The sequence below is a fragment of the Pseudomonas sp. GD04019 genome (assembly GCF_029837695.1).
Taxonomy (GTDB): Bacteria; Pseudomonadota; Gammaproteobacteria; order Pseudomonadales; family Pseudomonadaceae; genus Aquipseudomonas.
In genome coordinates this window covers 499688-514732 of sequence record NZ_JAOEEA010000001.1, presented here as the reverse complement: position 1 = coordinate 514732, position 15045 = coordinate 499688, and the positions used below count along the sequence as shown (strand labels likewise).

The 15045-nt window shown below is 66.6% G+C and carries 18 protein-coding genes; 5 read left to right on the top strand and 13 right to left on the bottom strand.

The window, feature by feature from the left end; all coding sequences use genetic code 11:
- Positions 1 to 70 precede the first annotated feature (70 nt).
- Positions 71 to 337, top strand: a complete 267-nt coding sequence (locus N7607_RS02380; protein ID WP_279869013.1) for a DksA/TraR family C4-type zinc finger protein — start codon at positions 71 to 73, stop codon at positions 335 to 337.
- Here the strand turns inward: N7607_RS02380 and N7607_RS02375 are convergent, their stop codons facing one another.
- Positions 338 to 799, bottom strand: a complete 462-nt coding sequence (locus tag N7607_RS02375; RefSeq protein WP_279869014.1) for a YMGG-like glycine zipper-containing protein — start codon at positions 797 to 799, stop codon at positions 338 to 340.
- A 140-nt stretch (positions 800 to 939) separates the two neighbouring features.
- Between N7607_RS02375 and N7607_RS02370 the strand changes: the two genes are divergently transcribed.
- Positions 940 to 1800: a DMT family transporter gene (locus N7607_RS02370; protein ID WP_279869016.1), complete on the top strand. Its 861-nt coding sequence runs from the start codon at positions 940 to 942 to the stop codon at positions 1798 to 1800.
- 10 nt (positions 1801 to 1810) lie between these two features.
- On the opposite strand, the gene ureC is transcribed toward N7607_RS02370, so the two are convergent.
- The 7 genes from ureC to N7607_RS02335 form a co-directional block, all read right to left on the bottom strand.
- Positions 1811 to 3511: an urease subunit alpha gene (gene ureC, locus N7607_RS02365; protein WP_279869017.1), complete on the bottom strand. Its 1701-nt coding sequence runs from the start codon at positions 3509 to 3511 to the stop codon at positions 1811 to 1813.
- A 97-nt stretch (positions 3512 to 3608) separates the two neighbouring features.
- Positions 3609 to 3914, bottom strand: a complete 306-nt coding sequence (locus N7607_RS02360; RefSeq protein WP_279869018.1) for an urease subunit beta — start codon at positions 3912 to 3914, stop codon at positions 3609 to 3611.
- Positions 3911 to 4444 (bottom strand): GNAT family N-acetyltransferase, encoded by a 534-nt coding sequence (locus tag N7607_RS02355; protein WP_279869020.1) that lies wholly within the window; start codon positions 4442 to 4444, stop codon positions 3911 to 3913. The genes N7607_RS02360 and N7607_RS02355 overlap by 4 nt, the downstream gene beginning before the upstream one ends.
- Complete coding sequence (locus tag N7607_RS02350; RefSeq protein WP_279869022.1) at positions 4441 to 4953, bottom strand: GNAT family N-acetyltransferase; 513 nt, start codon at positions 4951 to 4953, stop codon at positions 4441 to 4443. The genes N7607_RS02355 and N7607_RS02350 overlap by 4 nt, the downstream gene beginning before the upstream one ends.
- A 67-nt stretch (positions 4954 to 5020) precedes the next feature.
- A complete protein-coding gene (gene ureA, locus N7607_RS02345; RefSeq protein ID WP_279869024.1) occupies positions 5021 to 5323 on the bottom strand; it encodes an urease subunit gamma in 303 nt (100 codons plus the stop codon).
- A gap of 132 nt (positions 5324 to 5455) precedes the next feature.
- Positions 5456 to 6307: an urease accessory protein UreD gene (locus N7607_RS02340; protein ID WP_279869026.1), complete on the bottom strand. Its 852-nt coding sequence runs from the start codon at positions 6305 to 6307 to the stop codon at positions 5456 to 5458.
- Between the two features lie 66 nt (positions 6308 to 6373).
- Complete coding sequence (locus N7607_RS02335) at positions 6374 to 7423, bottom strand: AraC family transcriptional regulator (RefSeq protein WP_279869027.1); 1050 nt, start codon at positions 7421 to 7423, stop codon at positions 6374 to 6376.
- A 300-nt stretch (positions 7424 to 7723) separates the two neighbouring features.
- On the opposite strand from N7607_RS02335, the gene eat reads away from it, so the two are divergent.
- From eat to eutC, 3 genes are all read left to right on the top strand, one after another.
- The gene (gene eat / locus N7607_RS02330) at positions 7724 to 9088 is read left to right on the top strand and encodes an ethanolamine permease (protein ID WP_279869029.1); all 1365 of its coding nucleotides are present in this window, start codon (positions 7724 to 7726) and stop codon (positions 9086 to 9088) included.
- 204 nt (positions 9089 to 9292) lie between these two features.
- Positions 9293 to 10687 carry an ethanolamine ammonia-lyase subunit EutB gene (locus N7607_RS02325; RefSeq protein ID WP_279924012.1) on the top strand — a complete coding sequence of 465 codons (1395 nt, stop codon included), beginning with the start codon at positions 9293 to 9295 and terminating at the stop codon, positions 10685 to 10687.
- 77 nt (positions 10688 to 10764) lie between these two features.
- Complete coding sequence (gene eutC / locus N7607_RS02320; RefSeq protein WP_279924011.1) at positions 10765 to 11589, top strand: ethanolamine ammonia-lyase subunit EutC; 825 nt, start codon at positions 10765 to 10767, stop codon at positions 11587 to 11589.
- A gap of 43 nt (positions 11590 to 11632) precedes the next feature.
- Here eutC and N7607_RS02315 read toward each other — a convergent pair whose 3' ends face one another.
- From N7607_RS02315 to urtC, 5 genes are all read right to left on the bottom strand, one after another.
- Positions 11633 to 12049, bottom strand: coding sequence for a hypothetical protein (locus N7607_RS02315; RefSeq protein ID WP_279866972.1), 417 nt, complete (start codon positions 12047 to 12049; stop codon positions 11633 to 11635).
- Between the two features lie 64 nt (positions 12050 to 12113).
- Positions 12114 to 12812: an urea ABC transporter ATP-binding subunit UrtE gene (urtE, locus tag N7607_RS02310; protein WP_279866974.1), complete on the bottom strand. Its 699-nt coding sequence runs from the start codon at positions 12810 to 12812 to the stop codon at positions 12114 to 12116.
- Positions 12813 to 12946: 134 nt separating this feature from the next.
- Positions 12947 to 13798: an urea ABC transporter ATP-binding protein UrtD gene (gene urtD, locus N7607_RS02305; protein ID WP_279866976.1), complete on the bottom strand. Its 852-nt coding sequence runs from the start codon at positions 13796 to 13798 to the stop codon at positions 12947 to 12949.
- Positions 13795 to 13947: a hypothetical protein gene (locus tag N7607_RS02300; protein ID WP_279866977.1), complete on the bottom strand. Its 153-nt coding sequence runs from the start codon at positions 13945 to 13947 to the stop codon at positions 13795 to 13797. Before N7607_RS02300 ends, urtD begins: the two co-directional genes overlap by 4 nt.
- On the bottom strand, positions 13944 to 15029 hold the full coding sequence (gene urtC, locus N7607_RS02295) for an urea ABC transporter permease subunit UrtC (RefSeq protein ID WP_279866978.1): 1086 nt from the start codon (positions 15027 to 15029) through the stop codon (positions 13944 to 13946). Before urtC ends, N7607_RS02300 begins: the two co-directional genes overlap by 4 nt.
- Positions 15030 to 15045: the final 16 nt, after the last annotated feature.

The window sequence follows — 15045 nt, the reverse complement described above, 5'->3', positions numbered from 1 at the left end:
GGCGCTGCGCTTGCAATCGGCCGGTGGTGGGCGCATATCTGCCTGTAAGACAGATGCCCGGAGGTGCTTCATGGCCGGCGGATGGACCAACGATAGCGCGGTGCAGGAACAGATCGACAGCAGCATCGAGGACGCCGTCGCCCGGGCGCGTAGCCAGCTGCCCAGGGGCGAGAGCCTGCGTCATTGCGAAGAGTGCGACGCCCCGATCCCCGAGGCCCGCCGCCAGGCGGTGCCCGGCGTGCGCCTGTGCGTGAAGTGCCAGGCGGAGCACGATCGGGAGCAGGCGGCGTTCAGCGGCTACAACAGGCGCGGCAGCAAGGACAGTCAGTTGCGCTGATCATGGGCTGATCGAGTAACCACGGGCGCTCATGCAGTTCATATAGGCCTGGCTGGAGCTGCTTTGTGCGGCCTGGTCGTTGCGCCGCTCCTCACGCCGTTCCCGACGCTGCCGGGAGCCGCCGACCACCACGCCGGCGGCTGCTGCTTGGCGCGCCTGATTCTGCCGATATTCCTGTTTCACATCGTCGTCAATGCGGTCGTAGGCCTCGTCGTGCTGACGTCCGCGTACTTCGGCAGCCGTCGCACCCGCAGCCGCGCCCACGGCGGCGCCGCGCAGGCGCCCGCCGCCACTGCTGCTGGAACTGCTGGGGGCGCTGGAGGATTGGCTCTGGCACGAGGCGATATCGCTCTGGATCTGCTGCTGGCTCTGGCCATTGAGCGGGATCAGGGTTTCGGCGCCGGCCGCCGTGGTCAGCAGCAGCGCGCCGGCGAAAAGGGTTATGCGGGATGGAATGAGCATGGCGGCCTCCTCGAGCGCAGCGGTGTATTCACTCTAGCCCCATCCCCTATCGGCGCCGGTTCACTGGACGGTCGGCGCTGGTTGGTGGAAATGGTTTTTGGCAAAATAGTTAGCCGGCTCATTATTAGGTTGTTCCGATCTTGCCCGAGCATTCCCGCCCCGGTCTGGGCATTGCGCTGATCCTCGCTGCCGGCCTGCTGCTGTCCAGCCAGGACGCCCTGGCCAAGACCCTCACCGCCTCCTATCCGCTGTTGCTGGTGGTGTGCCTGCGTTACCTGGCGCAGAACCTGCTGATGCTGGTGGTGTTCGCCCCGCGCATGGGGCTGGACCTGGTGCGCACCCGCCGGCCGCTGCTGCAGCTGGCGCGTGGCCTGAGCCTGGTCGGGGTGACGCTGCTGTTCTACTGCGGATTGCGCTACATCCCGCTGGGCGAGGCAACGGCGGTGATCTTCCTGGCGCCGCTGGTGGTCGTGGTGCTGTCGGTACTGTGGCTGAAGGAGGCGGTCAGTCGCGGGGTATGGCTGGCGGTGGGCGGCGGCCTGCTCGGCGTGCTGCTGATCGTGCGGCCCGGCGGCGAGCTGTTCACTCCGGCGAGCCTGCTGCCCCTGGCCGCCGCGTTCTGCTTCGGTCTGTACCAGCTGCTCACTCGCCGGCTCAGCGCTACCGATGCCCCGGCCACCAGCAACTTCCTCACCGCGCTGGTGGGAACCCTGGGAACCGGCCTGCTGCTGCCCTGGACCTGGCAGACACCGGCACCCATGGACGTGCTGCTGATGGCGGCACTCGGTGGCCTGGCGATGACCGGGCACATGCTGCTGACCCATGCCTACCGCTTCGCCAGCGCCGCCAGCCTGGCGCCCTTCACCTATGGGCAGATCCTGATCGCCGCGCTGATCGGCATACTGGTGTTCGATCACCTGCCCGACGCCTGGGCCGTGCTCGGCATGGCCGTGATCATCCTCAGCGGCGCGGCGCTGGCCTGGAGCCAGCGGCGCTCCTGAATCGCAGGGCTCAGAACAGGAAGTAGCGCTGCGCCATCGGCAGCACCTCGGCCGGCTCGCACCACAGCAGCTGGCCGTCGGCCTTGACCTGATAGTTCTGCGGGTCGACCTCGATGCTTGGCAGGTAGTCGTTGTGGATCAGGTCGGCCTTGGTCACCGTGCGGCAGCCTTTGACCACGCCGATCTGCTTCTGCAGGCCGAGTTTCTCCGGTACTCCGGCATCCATCGCCGCCTGGCTGATAAAGGTCAGGCTGGTGGCATGGAGCATGCCGGCGTAGCTGCCGAACATCGGTCGGTAGTGCACCGGCTGCGGCGTCGGGATCGAGGCGTTGGCGTCGCCCATCAGGCTGGCGGCAATCGCCCCACCTTTGAGGATCAGCGTTGGCTTCACGCCGAAGAACGCCGGGCGCCACAGCACCAGGTCGGCGAACTTGCCCATTTCGATGGAGCCCACTTCGTGGCTGATGCCGTGGGTGATCGCCGGGTTGATGGTGTACTTGGCGATGTAGCGCTTGACCCGGAAGTTGTCGTTGCCCGGGCCGTCGCCAGGCAGGGCGCCGCGCTGCTGCTTCATCTTGTCGGCAGTCTGCCAGGTGCGGGTGATCACCTCGCCGACGCGGCCCATGGCCTGGCTGTCGGAGCTGATCATGGAGAACGCGCCGAGGTCATGCAGGATGTCTTCGGCGGCGATGGTCTCGCGGCGGATGCGGCTTTCGGCAAAGGCCACGTCCTCGGCGATGCTCGGGTCGAGGTGATGGCAGACCATCAGCATGTCCAGGTGTTCGTCGATGGTGTTGCGGGTGAACGGCCGCGTTGGGTTGGTCGAGCTGGGCAGCACGTTGGGGAAGCCGCAGGCCTTGATGATGTCCGGCGCGTGGCCGCCGCCGGCACCCTCGGTGTGATAGGTGTGGATGGTGCGGTTCTTGAACGCGCCCAGGGTGGTCTCGACGAAGCCGGATTCGTTGAGGGTGTCGGTGTGGATCGCCACCTGGATGTCGTACTGGTCGGCGACGGCGAGGCAGTTGTCGATGGCCGCCGGCGTGGTGCCCCAGTCCTCGTGCAGCTTCAGACCAATCGCGCCGGCTTTTACCTGCTCGATCAGCGGCTCGGGCAGCGAGACGTTGCCCTTGCCGGTGAAGCCGATGTTCATCGGGAAGGCGTCGGCGGCCTTGAGCATCATCGCCATGTGCCACGGGCCGGGCGTGACCGTGGTGGCAAAGGTGCCGGTGGCCGGCCCGGTGCCGCCGCCGATCATGGTGGTAGTGCCGCTCATCAGGGCCTCTTCGATCTGCTGCGGGCAGATGAAGTGGATGTGGGTGTCGATGCCGCCGGCGGTGAGGATCATGCCCTCGCCGGCGATGACTTCGGTGGCGCCGCCGATGGCGATGGTCACGTCGGGCTGGATGTCCGGGTTGCCGGCCTTGCCGATGGCGGCGATGCGTCCGCCCTTCAAACCGACGTCAGCCTTGACGATGCCCCAGTGGTCGATGATCAGCGCGTTGGTGATCACCGTGTCGACCACGTCCTTGGCACACAGCTGGCTCTGGCCCATGCCGTCGCGAATCACCTTGCCGCCGCCGAACTTCACCTCGTCGCCGTAGGTGGTGAAGTCCTGCTCCACCTCGACCCACAGGTTGGTATCGGCCAGGCGCACCTTGTCGCCGACGGTGGGGCCGAACATGTCGGCGTAGGCTTGGCGGGAAATCTTCATGCGTTCCGTCTCGCGTAGGGTGGATGGCCGCAGCCATCCACCGATCAGTCCATGGTGGAAAAGCCAGTGGCGTTTTCCACCCTACGAAAATCAGGTTTCAGAGCTTGCCCATCACCCGCCCGGCGAAGCCGTAGACGCTGCGGCCGCCGGCCAGCTCGACCAGCTCGACCTCGCGCGACTGGCCCGGCTCGAAGCGCACTGCGGTGCCGGCCGGAATGTTCAGGCGCATACCTCGCGTGGGGCCGCGATCAAAGGTCAGTGCGTCATTGGTCTCGAAGAAGTGGAAGTGCGAGCCGACCTGGATCGGCCGGTCGCCGCTGTTGGCCACGGTGACGCTGAGGGTGCGGCGGCCGACATTGAGTTCGATTTCGCCGTCCTGAATCTGGTATTCGCCGGGAATCATGGCTGGGGTCTCGACAGGGTTTTGTAGTAGATGGCGTTGGCCCGGTAGGTACCGTCCGGGCCGCAGGCGTAGTCGGGCAGGCCGCCGATGCCGGTGTAGCCCAGCGCCTGATAGAAGGGTTCGGCTTCGCTGCCGGCCTCGGTGTCGAGGTAGAGCAGGCCGCGCTTGAGTGCCGCGGCCTCACGCTCCAGATGCAGCATCAGCGCGCGGGCGATACCGCGACGGCGGGCACTGCTGTGTACCAGCAGCTTCTGCACTTCGCCGCGGTTGAGGCCGTTGCGTTTCTGGCACAGGGCCAGCTGCACGCTGCCCAGCACCTGTGAGTTGTCCTGGGCGACCCAGAGCAGCTGCGAGCCATCGCGCAGGCCGACCAGCACCTGGTCGAAATAGGCAGAAGCCTCGGCCGCATCGAGGTCGGCGAGAAAGCCCACCGAGGCGTCATGCGCCACGGCGTCGAGCAATAGCCGGATCAGCCCCGCGCGGTAACGCTCGAAGTCCGCCGCGGCGAGACGCTGAATGGCCAGCGTCATGGTGCGCTGCGCTCCGGGGTGAGGATCAGTTGCATGAAGGTCAGATCCAGCCAGCGGCCGAACTTGCGGCCCACCTGCGGCATCTGCCCGGTGGTGACGAAGCCGAGGCGTTCGTGCAGGCGCACCGAGGCGGCGTTGCCGCTCTCGATGGCGGCGACCATCACGTGCTTCCCGCAGACCTTGGCGCGCGCGATCAGTGCGGTCATCAGCAGCGGGCCGAGGCCGTTGCCGCGCTGGTCGGCGCGCACGTAGACCGAGTGTTCGACCGTGTTGCAGAAGCCGTCGAAGGGGCGCCAGTCGCCGAACGAGGCGTAGCCGACCACCTCGTCGGCGGCGTTCTCGGCCACCAGGATCGGGTAGCCCTGCTGCGCGCGGGCGCTGAACCAGGCCTGGCGGTTGGTCAGGTCGACGGTGTTGTCCATCCAGATCGCCGTGGTGTTGAGCACCGCGTCGTTGAAGATGTCGCGCAGGGTCGGCAGATCGGTTGCCAGGGCGTCGCGAATGATCATGTGGCTTCCTGACGTAGGGCGGGTAAGCCCGCATACCTGTGACGCGGGTTCACCCGCCCTACGCTATTTAGGCAATAGGTTGGTGGACGGTGACCAGCTTGGTGCCATCGGGGAAGGTGGCCTCGATCTGGATCTCCGGAATCATTTCCGGCACGCCCTCCATCACCTGCTCGCGGGTCAGCAGGGTGGTGCCGAAGTGCATCAGCTCGGCCACGGTCTGGCCGTCGCGGGCGCCTTCCAAGAGGGCGGCGGAGATCAGTGCCATGGCTTCCGGGTAGTTGAGCTTCACGCCACGCGCCAGGCGGCGCTCGGCGACCAGGCCGGCAGTGAAGATCAGCAGCTTGTCCTTTTCGCGGGGCGAAAGATCCATCGTATTGCTCCAGTCATGCGTGACAACGCCGCTAGTCGTTGAGGTGCGGCGTAGGGTGGATGTCGCTTTTTACATCCGCCGGTTGTTGGTGGAAAACGCTGCGCGGTTTTCCACCCTACGATGTGAAAGCCATCAGGTACTCCAGATTCTCGGGGGCACGGCCTCGCGGTCGAGCAGGGCAGGGCGCAACAGGCGCCAGAGTTCGATCAGCCAGGCGCGCGCGTGCAGCGCCTCGCTGGCCAGGCAGCGGGCCACCAGCAGGCCCGGCAGTTGAGTCAGGTCGCCGCGCACGGTGTTGCCGGCCGGGCAGCCCAGCTCGCGGCAGCGCTCCAGCAGCTCGGCATCGATCTCGCCACTGACCAGCAGGGTGGCGAACACCGGTTGGCCGGCCAGGCCGATGGGCGAGTCGAGCAGACCGTCATCGCCGTCGATACGCTGGCGCTCGTGCCACAGCGGGCGGCCGTCACGCAGCACGTCCAGGCGCGCCTGGAAGTGGCCGTCGTCGAAGCGCTCGGCTGCGGCAGGACGGCCGAGGGCGACGATGTCCCAGTAGAACAGGCGGGCGTCGCCTTCCAGCTCGATGCGGGTGCTCAGCTCGGCGCGGGCGCCGGCGTAGACGATGGTTTCCTGTGGCAGCCACTCCAGGGTCGCGCCGGGGCGCACGCGCAGGGCCAGCGATTGCTTCGCGCTGCTGGCCGCGCGGTACCACTTGGCCGCGCCGGGGCTGGTCAGCTGGGCCCAGGCCCGTTCGCCAACCTCGACCGATATGTCCAGGGTATCGCCGCCGGCGATGCCGCCGGGCGGGTGCACGATGATGTGCTGGCAGACCTGCGGGCCCTCGGCGTGCAGGTGTTTTTGCACGCGCAGCGGGCCCAGGTGGCGGCGCAGCACCGGGCGCGTCCAGTCCTGTTGGCGGGCATAGGCCAGCTCCAGCTCGGCGTGCCAGGCGGGGGTAAACAGGATCGGGCTAACGGGGGCGTTCATCGAAGGCATCCAGCCGGGGAGGGCGGTGCGCCAGTGTATAGCGCGCTGACGAGTGGCTGCATAGGCTCAGGCCGTGGATGCCTGCAGCCATTGCCGCGGGCTGGTGTCGAACCAGCGGCGGAAGGCTCGGGAGAAGGCGCTGGTCTCGGAATAGCCGAGCAGCGGCGCCAGTTCGCTGACCGGCAGGCGCCGGCGCAGGTAGTGCAGGGCCAGTTCGCGGCGCACCTGGTCGATCAGCGCAGAAAAGCACAGGTTCCGTTCGCGCAGGCGCCGCTGCAACGCCGCGGGCGTCAGGCCGAGGTGCGCGGCAATCTGTTCCAGCGCCGGCGCGCCCAGCGGCAGCGCATCGCGCACCAGGCCGCGGGCCTGGTCGACCAGGCACTGCTGGTGCTGCTGGCCGCCGAGGCGGGCGATGGCGTCCTGCACCAGCATCAGCAGCACCGGGTCGCGCTCGGGCATCAACTGGCCGGCCAGGTCGCGCTTGGGGATCAGCAGGGCGTTGCACGGCTGGTCGAACAGTATCGGCGCATCGAACACCGCCTGATGCTCGCGCCAGCCCTCCGGTTTGCCGTGTTCGAACAGTACCGCGCGCGGTGCCCACGTCGGGCCCAGCACATGGCGCACCAGGTTCAGCGCCATGCCCATGGTCAGCTCGGCGTCCTGGCGCTTGTCGAGGATCGCCGGGTGGCGCACCTGATAGTCGAAGCGGTAGCACTCGCCGATATCCACCAGGCGGATCAGCGTGTCGTGCTGGTGATAGGGGAAGGCGCGGGCGAAGTTCTGCAGCGCCTGTTCCAGACTGTCCGAGCACAGCCCGACGTAGCCGAGCAGGCCGAGGGCGCGGGGCTGGAACTGCTGGCCGTAGCGCAGGCCGAAGTTGTCGCAGCCCGATTGCGTGGCCGCTTCCTCCAGCACCTTGCAGTAGTTGCTCAGGCTCAGGCTCAGCGTCGGGTGCAGCAGCAGGTCGGGATCGATGCCGGCGACGCCGAAGACCCGCTCGGCGTCGCCGCCCTGCAGGCCGATGAAACGATCCAGTCCGCTGGCGGCGGCCGACAGCACGCCGAGATTGCTTGGGGCATCGGTCATGGCCAGCGGATGAGGAATGTTCAGCGACATGGGCGGTGCGCATCAGAGAGATAGGTAACGTTTAGCAATACTCATGCCCCCTCGGCGAAGGCTCTAGATGAGCAAGTTGATCGCCTGATCAGAATGGTTGTGCATTGCCTTGGGGCGGGCGTTCGGCGAAATGCACTCATGTGGCGCAAAGGCCCGGCGCAGAGCGGCTTGTAGCCCATCTGGCGACTTGACTCTGCAGCCGTGCGCGGACTTTGCAAGGTCAAGTCTCGGCCGGGGTCGGCTGGATATCCTCGCCAAGCGATCGACGTCTGACGTGGCTCTCACATCGAGGAATGGGCAATGACAACAACGACACTGAAACCGACGCTCGGCACCCTGCATCTGTGGGGCATCGCCGTGGGTCTGGTGATTTCCGGGGAATATTTTGGCTGGAGCTATGGCTGGGGCGTGGCGGGCACGCTGGGCTTCCTGGTCACCACGCTGATGGTGGCGGCGATGTACAGCTGCTTCATCTTCAGCTTCACCGAACTGACCACTGCAATACCGCACGCCGGCGGACCCTTCGCCTACAGCCGCCGTGCCTTCGGCCCCACCGGCGGGATGATCGCCGGCATGGCCACCCTGATCGAATTCGTCTTCGCGCCGCCGGCCATCGCCATGGCCATCGGCGCCTACCTCAACGTGCAGTTCCCCGGGCTCGACCCGAAGCTGGCGGCGGTCGGTGCCTACCTCATCTTCATGACCCTCAACATCCTCGGCGTCAGCATCGCCGCCACCTTCGAACTGGTGGTCACCGTGCTGGCGGTAGTCGAGCTGCTGGTATTCATGGGCGTGGTCGCACCGGGCTTCAGCTTCAGCAACTTCGTGCTCAACGGTTGGGCCGGTAGCGACGTGTTCGGCATGCCTGCCATCGCCGGCATCTTCGCCGCGATTCCGTTCGCCATCTGGTTCTTCCTCGCCATCGAGGGGGCAGCCATGGCCGCGGAGGAAGCCAAGGACCCGAAACGCACCATCCCGCGCGCCTATATCGCCGGCATCCTGACCCTGGTGTTCCTGGCCATGGGCGTGATGGTGATGGCCGGTGGCGTGGGCGACTGGAAGGCCCTGTCCGGTATCAACGACCCGCTGCCGCAGGCGATGAAAACCGTGGTCGGCGAGAACTCCGGCTGGCTGCACATGCTGGTGTGGATCGGCCTGTTCGGCCTGGTGGCCAGCTTCCACGGCATCATCCTCGGCTACTCGCGGCAGTTCTTCGCCCTGGCTCGCGCAGGCTACCTGCCGCCGGCCCTGGCCAAGCTGTCGCGCTTCCACACCCCGCACCGCGCCATCATCGCCGGTGGCCTGGTCGGTATCGCGGCGATCTACAGCGACGGCCTGATCGCCCTGCAGGGCATGAGCCTGACCGCCGCGATGATCACCATGAGCGTGTTCGGCGCCATCGTCATGTACATCATGAGCATGCTCAGCCTGTTCAAGCTGCGGAAGAGCGAGCCGCACCTGGAGCGCACCTTCAAGGCACCGGGCTACCCGGTGGTGCCGGGCATCGCCCTGGTCCTGGCGCTGGTGTGCCTGGCCGCGATGATCTGGTTCAACGGCACCATCGCGCTGCTGTTCCTCGGCCTGATGAGCATCGGCATGGTGTACTTCCTGCTGACCGGCGCCCAGCGCGACGCCGTGCCGGCCGACGCTCTGCTGCAACCGTAATAGATCCACGCCCGCCGGCAACGGCGGGACATTTTCAGAACCTGTTCAAAGGCTCGCGAGCTAGAGGCATGCAAGGCAAAAGTCGGCGAGGAAGCGCAGTTTACGAGTGGTAAATGAGCATTCTGAGACGCCGAGTCCCGGCCGGCTTTTAACGCAGCAGGCCCGACGCGCAGCAGACTTTGAGCAGGTTCGTAGGAGATACCCATGGCCAGTTTCAGCCACACCGTCGGCCATCACACCTGGCGCTTCGACAGCCTGCGCGAGGTCATGGCCAAGGCCAGCCCGGCGCGCTCCGGCGACTACCTGGCCGGCGTGGCCGCCAGCAGCGATGCCGAGCGTGTCGCCGCACAGATGGCCCTGGCCAATATCCCGCTCAAGCACTTCCTGAGCGAGGCACTGATTCCCTACGAAGACGACGAGATCACCCGGCTGATCATCGACACGCATGACGCGGCGGCCTTCGCCCCGGTCGCCCATCTCACTGTCGGCGGCTTCCGCGACTGGCTGCTCGGCGAGCGCGCCGACGAGGCCAGCCTGCGTGCCCTGGCTCCCGGACTGACGCCGGAGATGGCGGCGGCGGTGTCGAAGATCATGCGCGTGCAGGACCTGATCCTGGTGGCGCAGAAAATTCGCGTGGTCACCCGTTTTCGCAACACTATGGGCCTGCGCGGACGCATGTCCACGCGCCTGCAGCCCAACCACCCGACCGACGACCCGTCCGGCATCGCCGCGAGCATTCTCGACGGCCTGCTCTACGGCAACGGCGACGCCATGTTCGGCATCAACCCGGCCACCGACAGCCTGGGCGCGCTCACCGATCTGCTGAAGATGCTCGACGCGATCATCCAGCGCTACGAGATCCCCACCCAGGCCTGCGTGCTGACCCATGTCACCAGCTCCATCGCGGCCATCGAGCGCGGCGCGCCGGTGGACCTGGTGTTCCAGTCCATCGCCGGCACCGAGGCGGCCAACGCCGGCTTCGGCATCACCCTGCAGGTGCTGCAGGAGGGCTACGAGGCCGGGCTGTCGCAGCAGCGCGGGACGCTGGGCGACAACCTGATGTATTTCGAGACCGGCCAGGGCAGCGCACTGTCAGCCAACGCCCACCACGGCGTCGACCAACAGACGTGCGAGGTGCGCGCCTACGCGGTGGCGCGCCACTACAAACCGTTCCTGGTGAACACCGTGGTCGGCTTTATCGGCCCCGAGTACCTGTACAACGGCAAGCAGATCATCCGCGCCGGCCTGGAGGATCACTTCTGCGGCAAGCTGCTCGGCGTGCCGATGGGCTGCGACATCTGCTACACCAACCACGCCGAGGCCGACCAGGACGACATGGACACCCTGCTGACCCTGCTCGGCACGGCCGGCATCAACTTCATCATGGGCATCCCCGGCTCCGACGACGTGATGCTCAACTACCAGACCACCTCGTTCCACGACGCGCTCTACGCCCGTCAGGTGCTTGGCCTGCGCCCGGCGCCGGAGTTCGAGGCGTGGCTGGAGCGCATGGAAATCCTCTCCCAGCGCGATGGCCAGGTGCGCCTCGGCGGCAACCTGCCGCCGGCATTTCGCCAGGCGCTGGCGCAGTTGGGCTAGATGATTGCGCGGGTTGCACCCGCCCTACGACGTGTAGGGCGGGTGCAACCCGCGGGAGCTACACAAGGAAACAAGCGTTGAAAGACGACAAGCCACTGAGCGGTGCCATCGACAATCCCTGGCAGGAACTGCGCCGCCTGACCCCGGCGCGCATCGCCCTGGGCCGCGCCGGCACCAGCCTGCCGACCGATGCGCAGCTGGACTTCCAGTTCGCGCATGCCCAGGCACGCGATGCCGTGCACCTGCCGCTGGACTGTTCCGCGCTGGCCGCGCAGCTCGGCGGCGATGGCCAGCAAGCGCTGCTGCTGCACAGCGCGGCGGCGGACCGGCATACCTACCTGCAACGCCCCGATCTGGGCCGGCGGCTGGATGCGGCCTCGGTCGAACTACTGCGCCAGCATCGCGCCAAGCATCCCGACGGCTACGATCTGGCTATCGTGATCGCCGATGGCCTCTCGGCCCTGGCCGTGCAGCGCCACAGCCAGCCATTCCTGCAGCGCCTGCGCGAGCAGATGGCCGCGTACGACTGGTCGCTGGCACCGCTGTGCCTGGTGCCGCAGGGACGGGTGGCGGTGGCCGACGAGGTGGCCGAGCTGCTCGGCGCGAAGATGGTGGTGATCCTGATCGGCGAGCGTCCGGGCCTGAGTTCGCCGGACAGCCTCGGCCTGTACTTCACCTATGCGCCGAAGGTCGGGCTGACCGACGCCTTCCGCAACTGCATCTCCAACGTGCGCCTGGAGGGCCTCAGCTACGGCCTGGCCGCGCACAAGCTGCTGTACCTGATGCGCGAGGCCTGCCGGCGCAAGCTGTCGGGCGTCAGTCTGAAGGATGAAGCCGAACTGCCCGGCCTGGATGGCGAGCAGCCGGCGCGGCTGAATTTTCTGGTGGATTCGTTGCAGTAACCGCTGGCGGAAAAACGCTGCGCGGGGGCTCGATCGGGGTTGTTCAGCGACGGGCCTCAGCGCGTTTGTGCAGCCAGGCGGCGATGCTGGAGTACAGGCTCAGTACTAGCAGAGCGGCGCACACCAGCAGCCACCACTGCAGATGCAGGCCATAGTGCGGTGGCGAATGCAGCACGCCGGTTATCCAGAACAGCGCCAGCGGTATTGCCAGCAGAGTGGCGCACCAAGCGCGGCCCCAGGAGCGGCAGTACGACCGGGGCCGCAGCACGGCCAGCAGCAAGCCGCACTCGGCCAGCGTGATGGCGCAGAACAGCAGCACCCACTGCAGCGGATAGGCTGGCTCCATGCCCTCAGGCATGGAGCGACGCAGCCAGTAGTCCGGCAGGCTGCCGCCATAGATGACCATGGCGCAGCCGAGCACGGCGCAGAGGGGGAGCGGCAGGTGGCGCAGTGCGGTCATCGGTGCCGGCATCCAGCGGGGAGAGGAGCCGATTATGCGCAAAGTCCTGGTGGAGCGTCGTTATTCAGATCGCCACCAGGCCACGCACGCCATCCGCTTCCATGGTTTCGCCGCGGCCCTGCTGGACGATCTCGCCGCGACTCATCACCAGGTACTGGTCGGCCAGCTCGGCGGCGAAATCGTAGAACTGCTCGACCAGCAGGATGGCCATGTCGCCGCGCTCGGCGAGCTTGCGGATGACCACGCCGATCTCCTTGATCACCGAGGGCTGGATACCCTCGGTGGGCTCGTCGAGGATCAGCAGGCGCGGCTTGCTGGCCAGCGCCCTGCCGATGGCCAGCTGTTGCTGCTGGCCGCCGGAGAGGTCGCCGCCACGGCGCTGCTTCATCTCGCGCAGCACCGGGAACAGCTCGTAGATGAACTCGGGGACGGTCTTGGCCTCGCTGGCGCCGAAGCGGGACAGGCCCATCAGCAGGTTCTCCTCCACGGTCAGGCGCGGGAAGATCTCGCGGCCCTGCGGCACATAGGCGATGCCTGCGTGCACACGTTGGTGCGGCTTGTGGCCGTTGATGGTCTGGCCTTCCCAGTTGATGCTGCCTTCCTTGGCCGGAATCAGGCCCATCAGGCATTTCAGCAGGGTGGTCTTGCCCACGCCGTTACGCCCGAGCAGGCAGGTGACTTCGCCAACCTTGGCCTCGAAGGACAGGCCGCGCAGGATGTGGCTGCCGCCGTAGTACTGGTGAAGCTGTTGGACTTGCAGCATGGTCTTTGTCCTTGTCTGATCGTGCCCACGCTCTGCGTGGGTATGCATCGGGCGACGCTTTGCGTCGCTGGAACGCGGAGCGTCCCGGGAGGGGTTCCCACGCTGGAGCGTGGGAACCATCAGCGGATCATTAGTCAGCGGCCGAGATAGACTTCGATCACCCGTTCGTTGGCCTGCACATCTTCCAGTGAGCCCTCGGCCAGCACGCTGCCCTGGTGCAGCACGGTGACGTGGTCGGCGATGGTGCCGACGAAGCCCATGTCGTGCTCGACCACCATCAGCGAGTGCTTGCGCGCCAGCGACTTGAACAGCTCGGCGGTGAACTCGGTTTCGGCGTCGGTCATGCCGGCTACCGGCTCGTCGAGCAGCAGCAGTTGCGGGTCCTGGACCAGCAGCATGCCGATCTCGAGGAACTGCTTCTGGCCGTGCGACAGCAGCCCGGCCGGACGATGCCGCGAGCCTTCCAGGCGGATGGTGCTGAGCACTTCCTCAATACGGTCTTTCTGCGTACCGGAAAGCTTGGCGCGCAGGCTGGCCCACACCGACTTGTCGGTCTTCAGCGCCAGCTCCAGGTTCTCGAACACGCTCAGCGCCTCGAAAACCGTGGGTTTCTGGAACTTGCGGCCGATGCCGGCCTGGGCGATCTCGACCTCGCTCATCTGCGTCAGGTCGAGGGTCTCGCCGAAGTAGGCATGGCCGTTGTCCGGGCGGGTCTTGCCGGTGATCACGTCCATCATGGTGGTCTTGCCGGCGCCGTTGGGGCCGATGATGCAGCGCAGTTCGCCGACACCGATGTACAGGTTGAGATCGGTGATGGCGCGGAAGCCGTCGAAGCTGACGTTGATGCCTTCCAGGGTGAGGATGGTGCCGTGGCGCACATCCAGGCCCTTGGCCGCGGCGCTGCCGAGGCCGACTGCATCGCGGCCGCTGCCGGCCGGGTCGAAGGCGGGTTCGAGCATGAATTCGGGTACCGGAGTGGCTCTCATTGGTCCTTCTCCGTGGAAATCGTCAGGAGCGCGTCGCGAGCAATTTCAGCTGCAAGGCGCGCGGCGCACAGCGACGAGGCAGTACGAGCGGGTACGGCGAGGAGCGAGCACCGCGCAACGCCGCAGATGAAATGCGCAGTAGCGATCATGATGACTTCCTCTTGATCAGACCGATCACGCCGTTTGGTAGGAACAGCGTAATGACGATGAACAGCGCACCGAGGGCGAACAGCCAGTATTCCGGGAAGGCCACGGTGAACCAGCTCTTCATGCCGTTGACCAGGCCGGCGCCGAGCAGCGGGCCGATCAGCGTGCCGCGCCCGCCGAGGGCGACCCAGATGGCGGCCTCGATGGAGTTGGTCGGCGACATCTCGCTGGGGTTGATGATGCCTACCTGCGGCACGTACAGCGCGCCGGCCAGACCGCACAACACTGCGCTCAATACCCAGATGAACAGCTTGTAGCCGCGCGGGTCGTAGCCGCAGAACATCAGGCGGTTCTCCGCATCGCGCAGCGCCGTCAGCACCCGGCCGAACTTGCTGCGCGCCAGCATGAAGCCCAGCGCCAGGCTGCCGACCAGCAGCAGTACGGTGCAGAAGAACAGGAAGGCGCGGGTGCCCGGCGCGGTGATATCGAAGCCGAGGATGGTGCGGAAGTTGGTGAAACCGTTGTTGCCGCCGAAGCCGGTCTCGTTGCGGAAGAACAGCAGCATGCCGGCGAAGGTCAGCGCCTGGGTCATGATCGAGAAGTACACGCCCTTGATCCGCGAGCGGAAGGCGAAGAAGCCGAACACCAGGGCCAGCAGGCCGGGCGCCAGCACCACCAGGCACAAGGCCCAGAGGAAGTTGCTGGTGCCGTACCAGTACCAGGGCAGCTCGCTCCAGGCGAGGAAGCTCATGAAGGCCGGCAGGCCGTCACCGGCCGATTGCCGCATCAGGTACATGCCCATGGCGTAGCCGCCGAGGGCGAAGAACAGGCCGTGGCCCAGCGAGAGCATGCCGGCGTAGCCCCAGACCAGGTCCAGCGCCAAGGCGACGATGGCGTAGCAGAGGATCTTGCCGACCAGGGTCAGGCCATAGGCCGAGACGTGCAGGGCGTTGTCCGCCGGCAGCAGGTGCAGCAGCGGCATGGCCAGCAGGATGGCAAGGACCAGTCCACCAACTGCTAGCGAGGCTTTCGGCCCGATGGCATTGCTGGCTCGCGCCAGCAGCGTTTGATTAATCGCATTCATCTGTCACTCGTCCTTT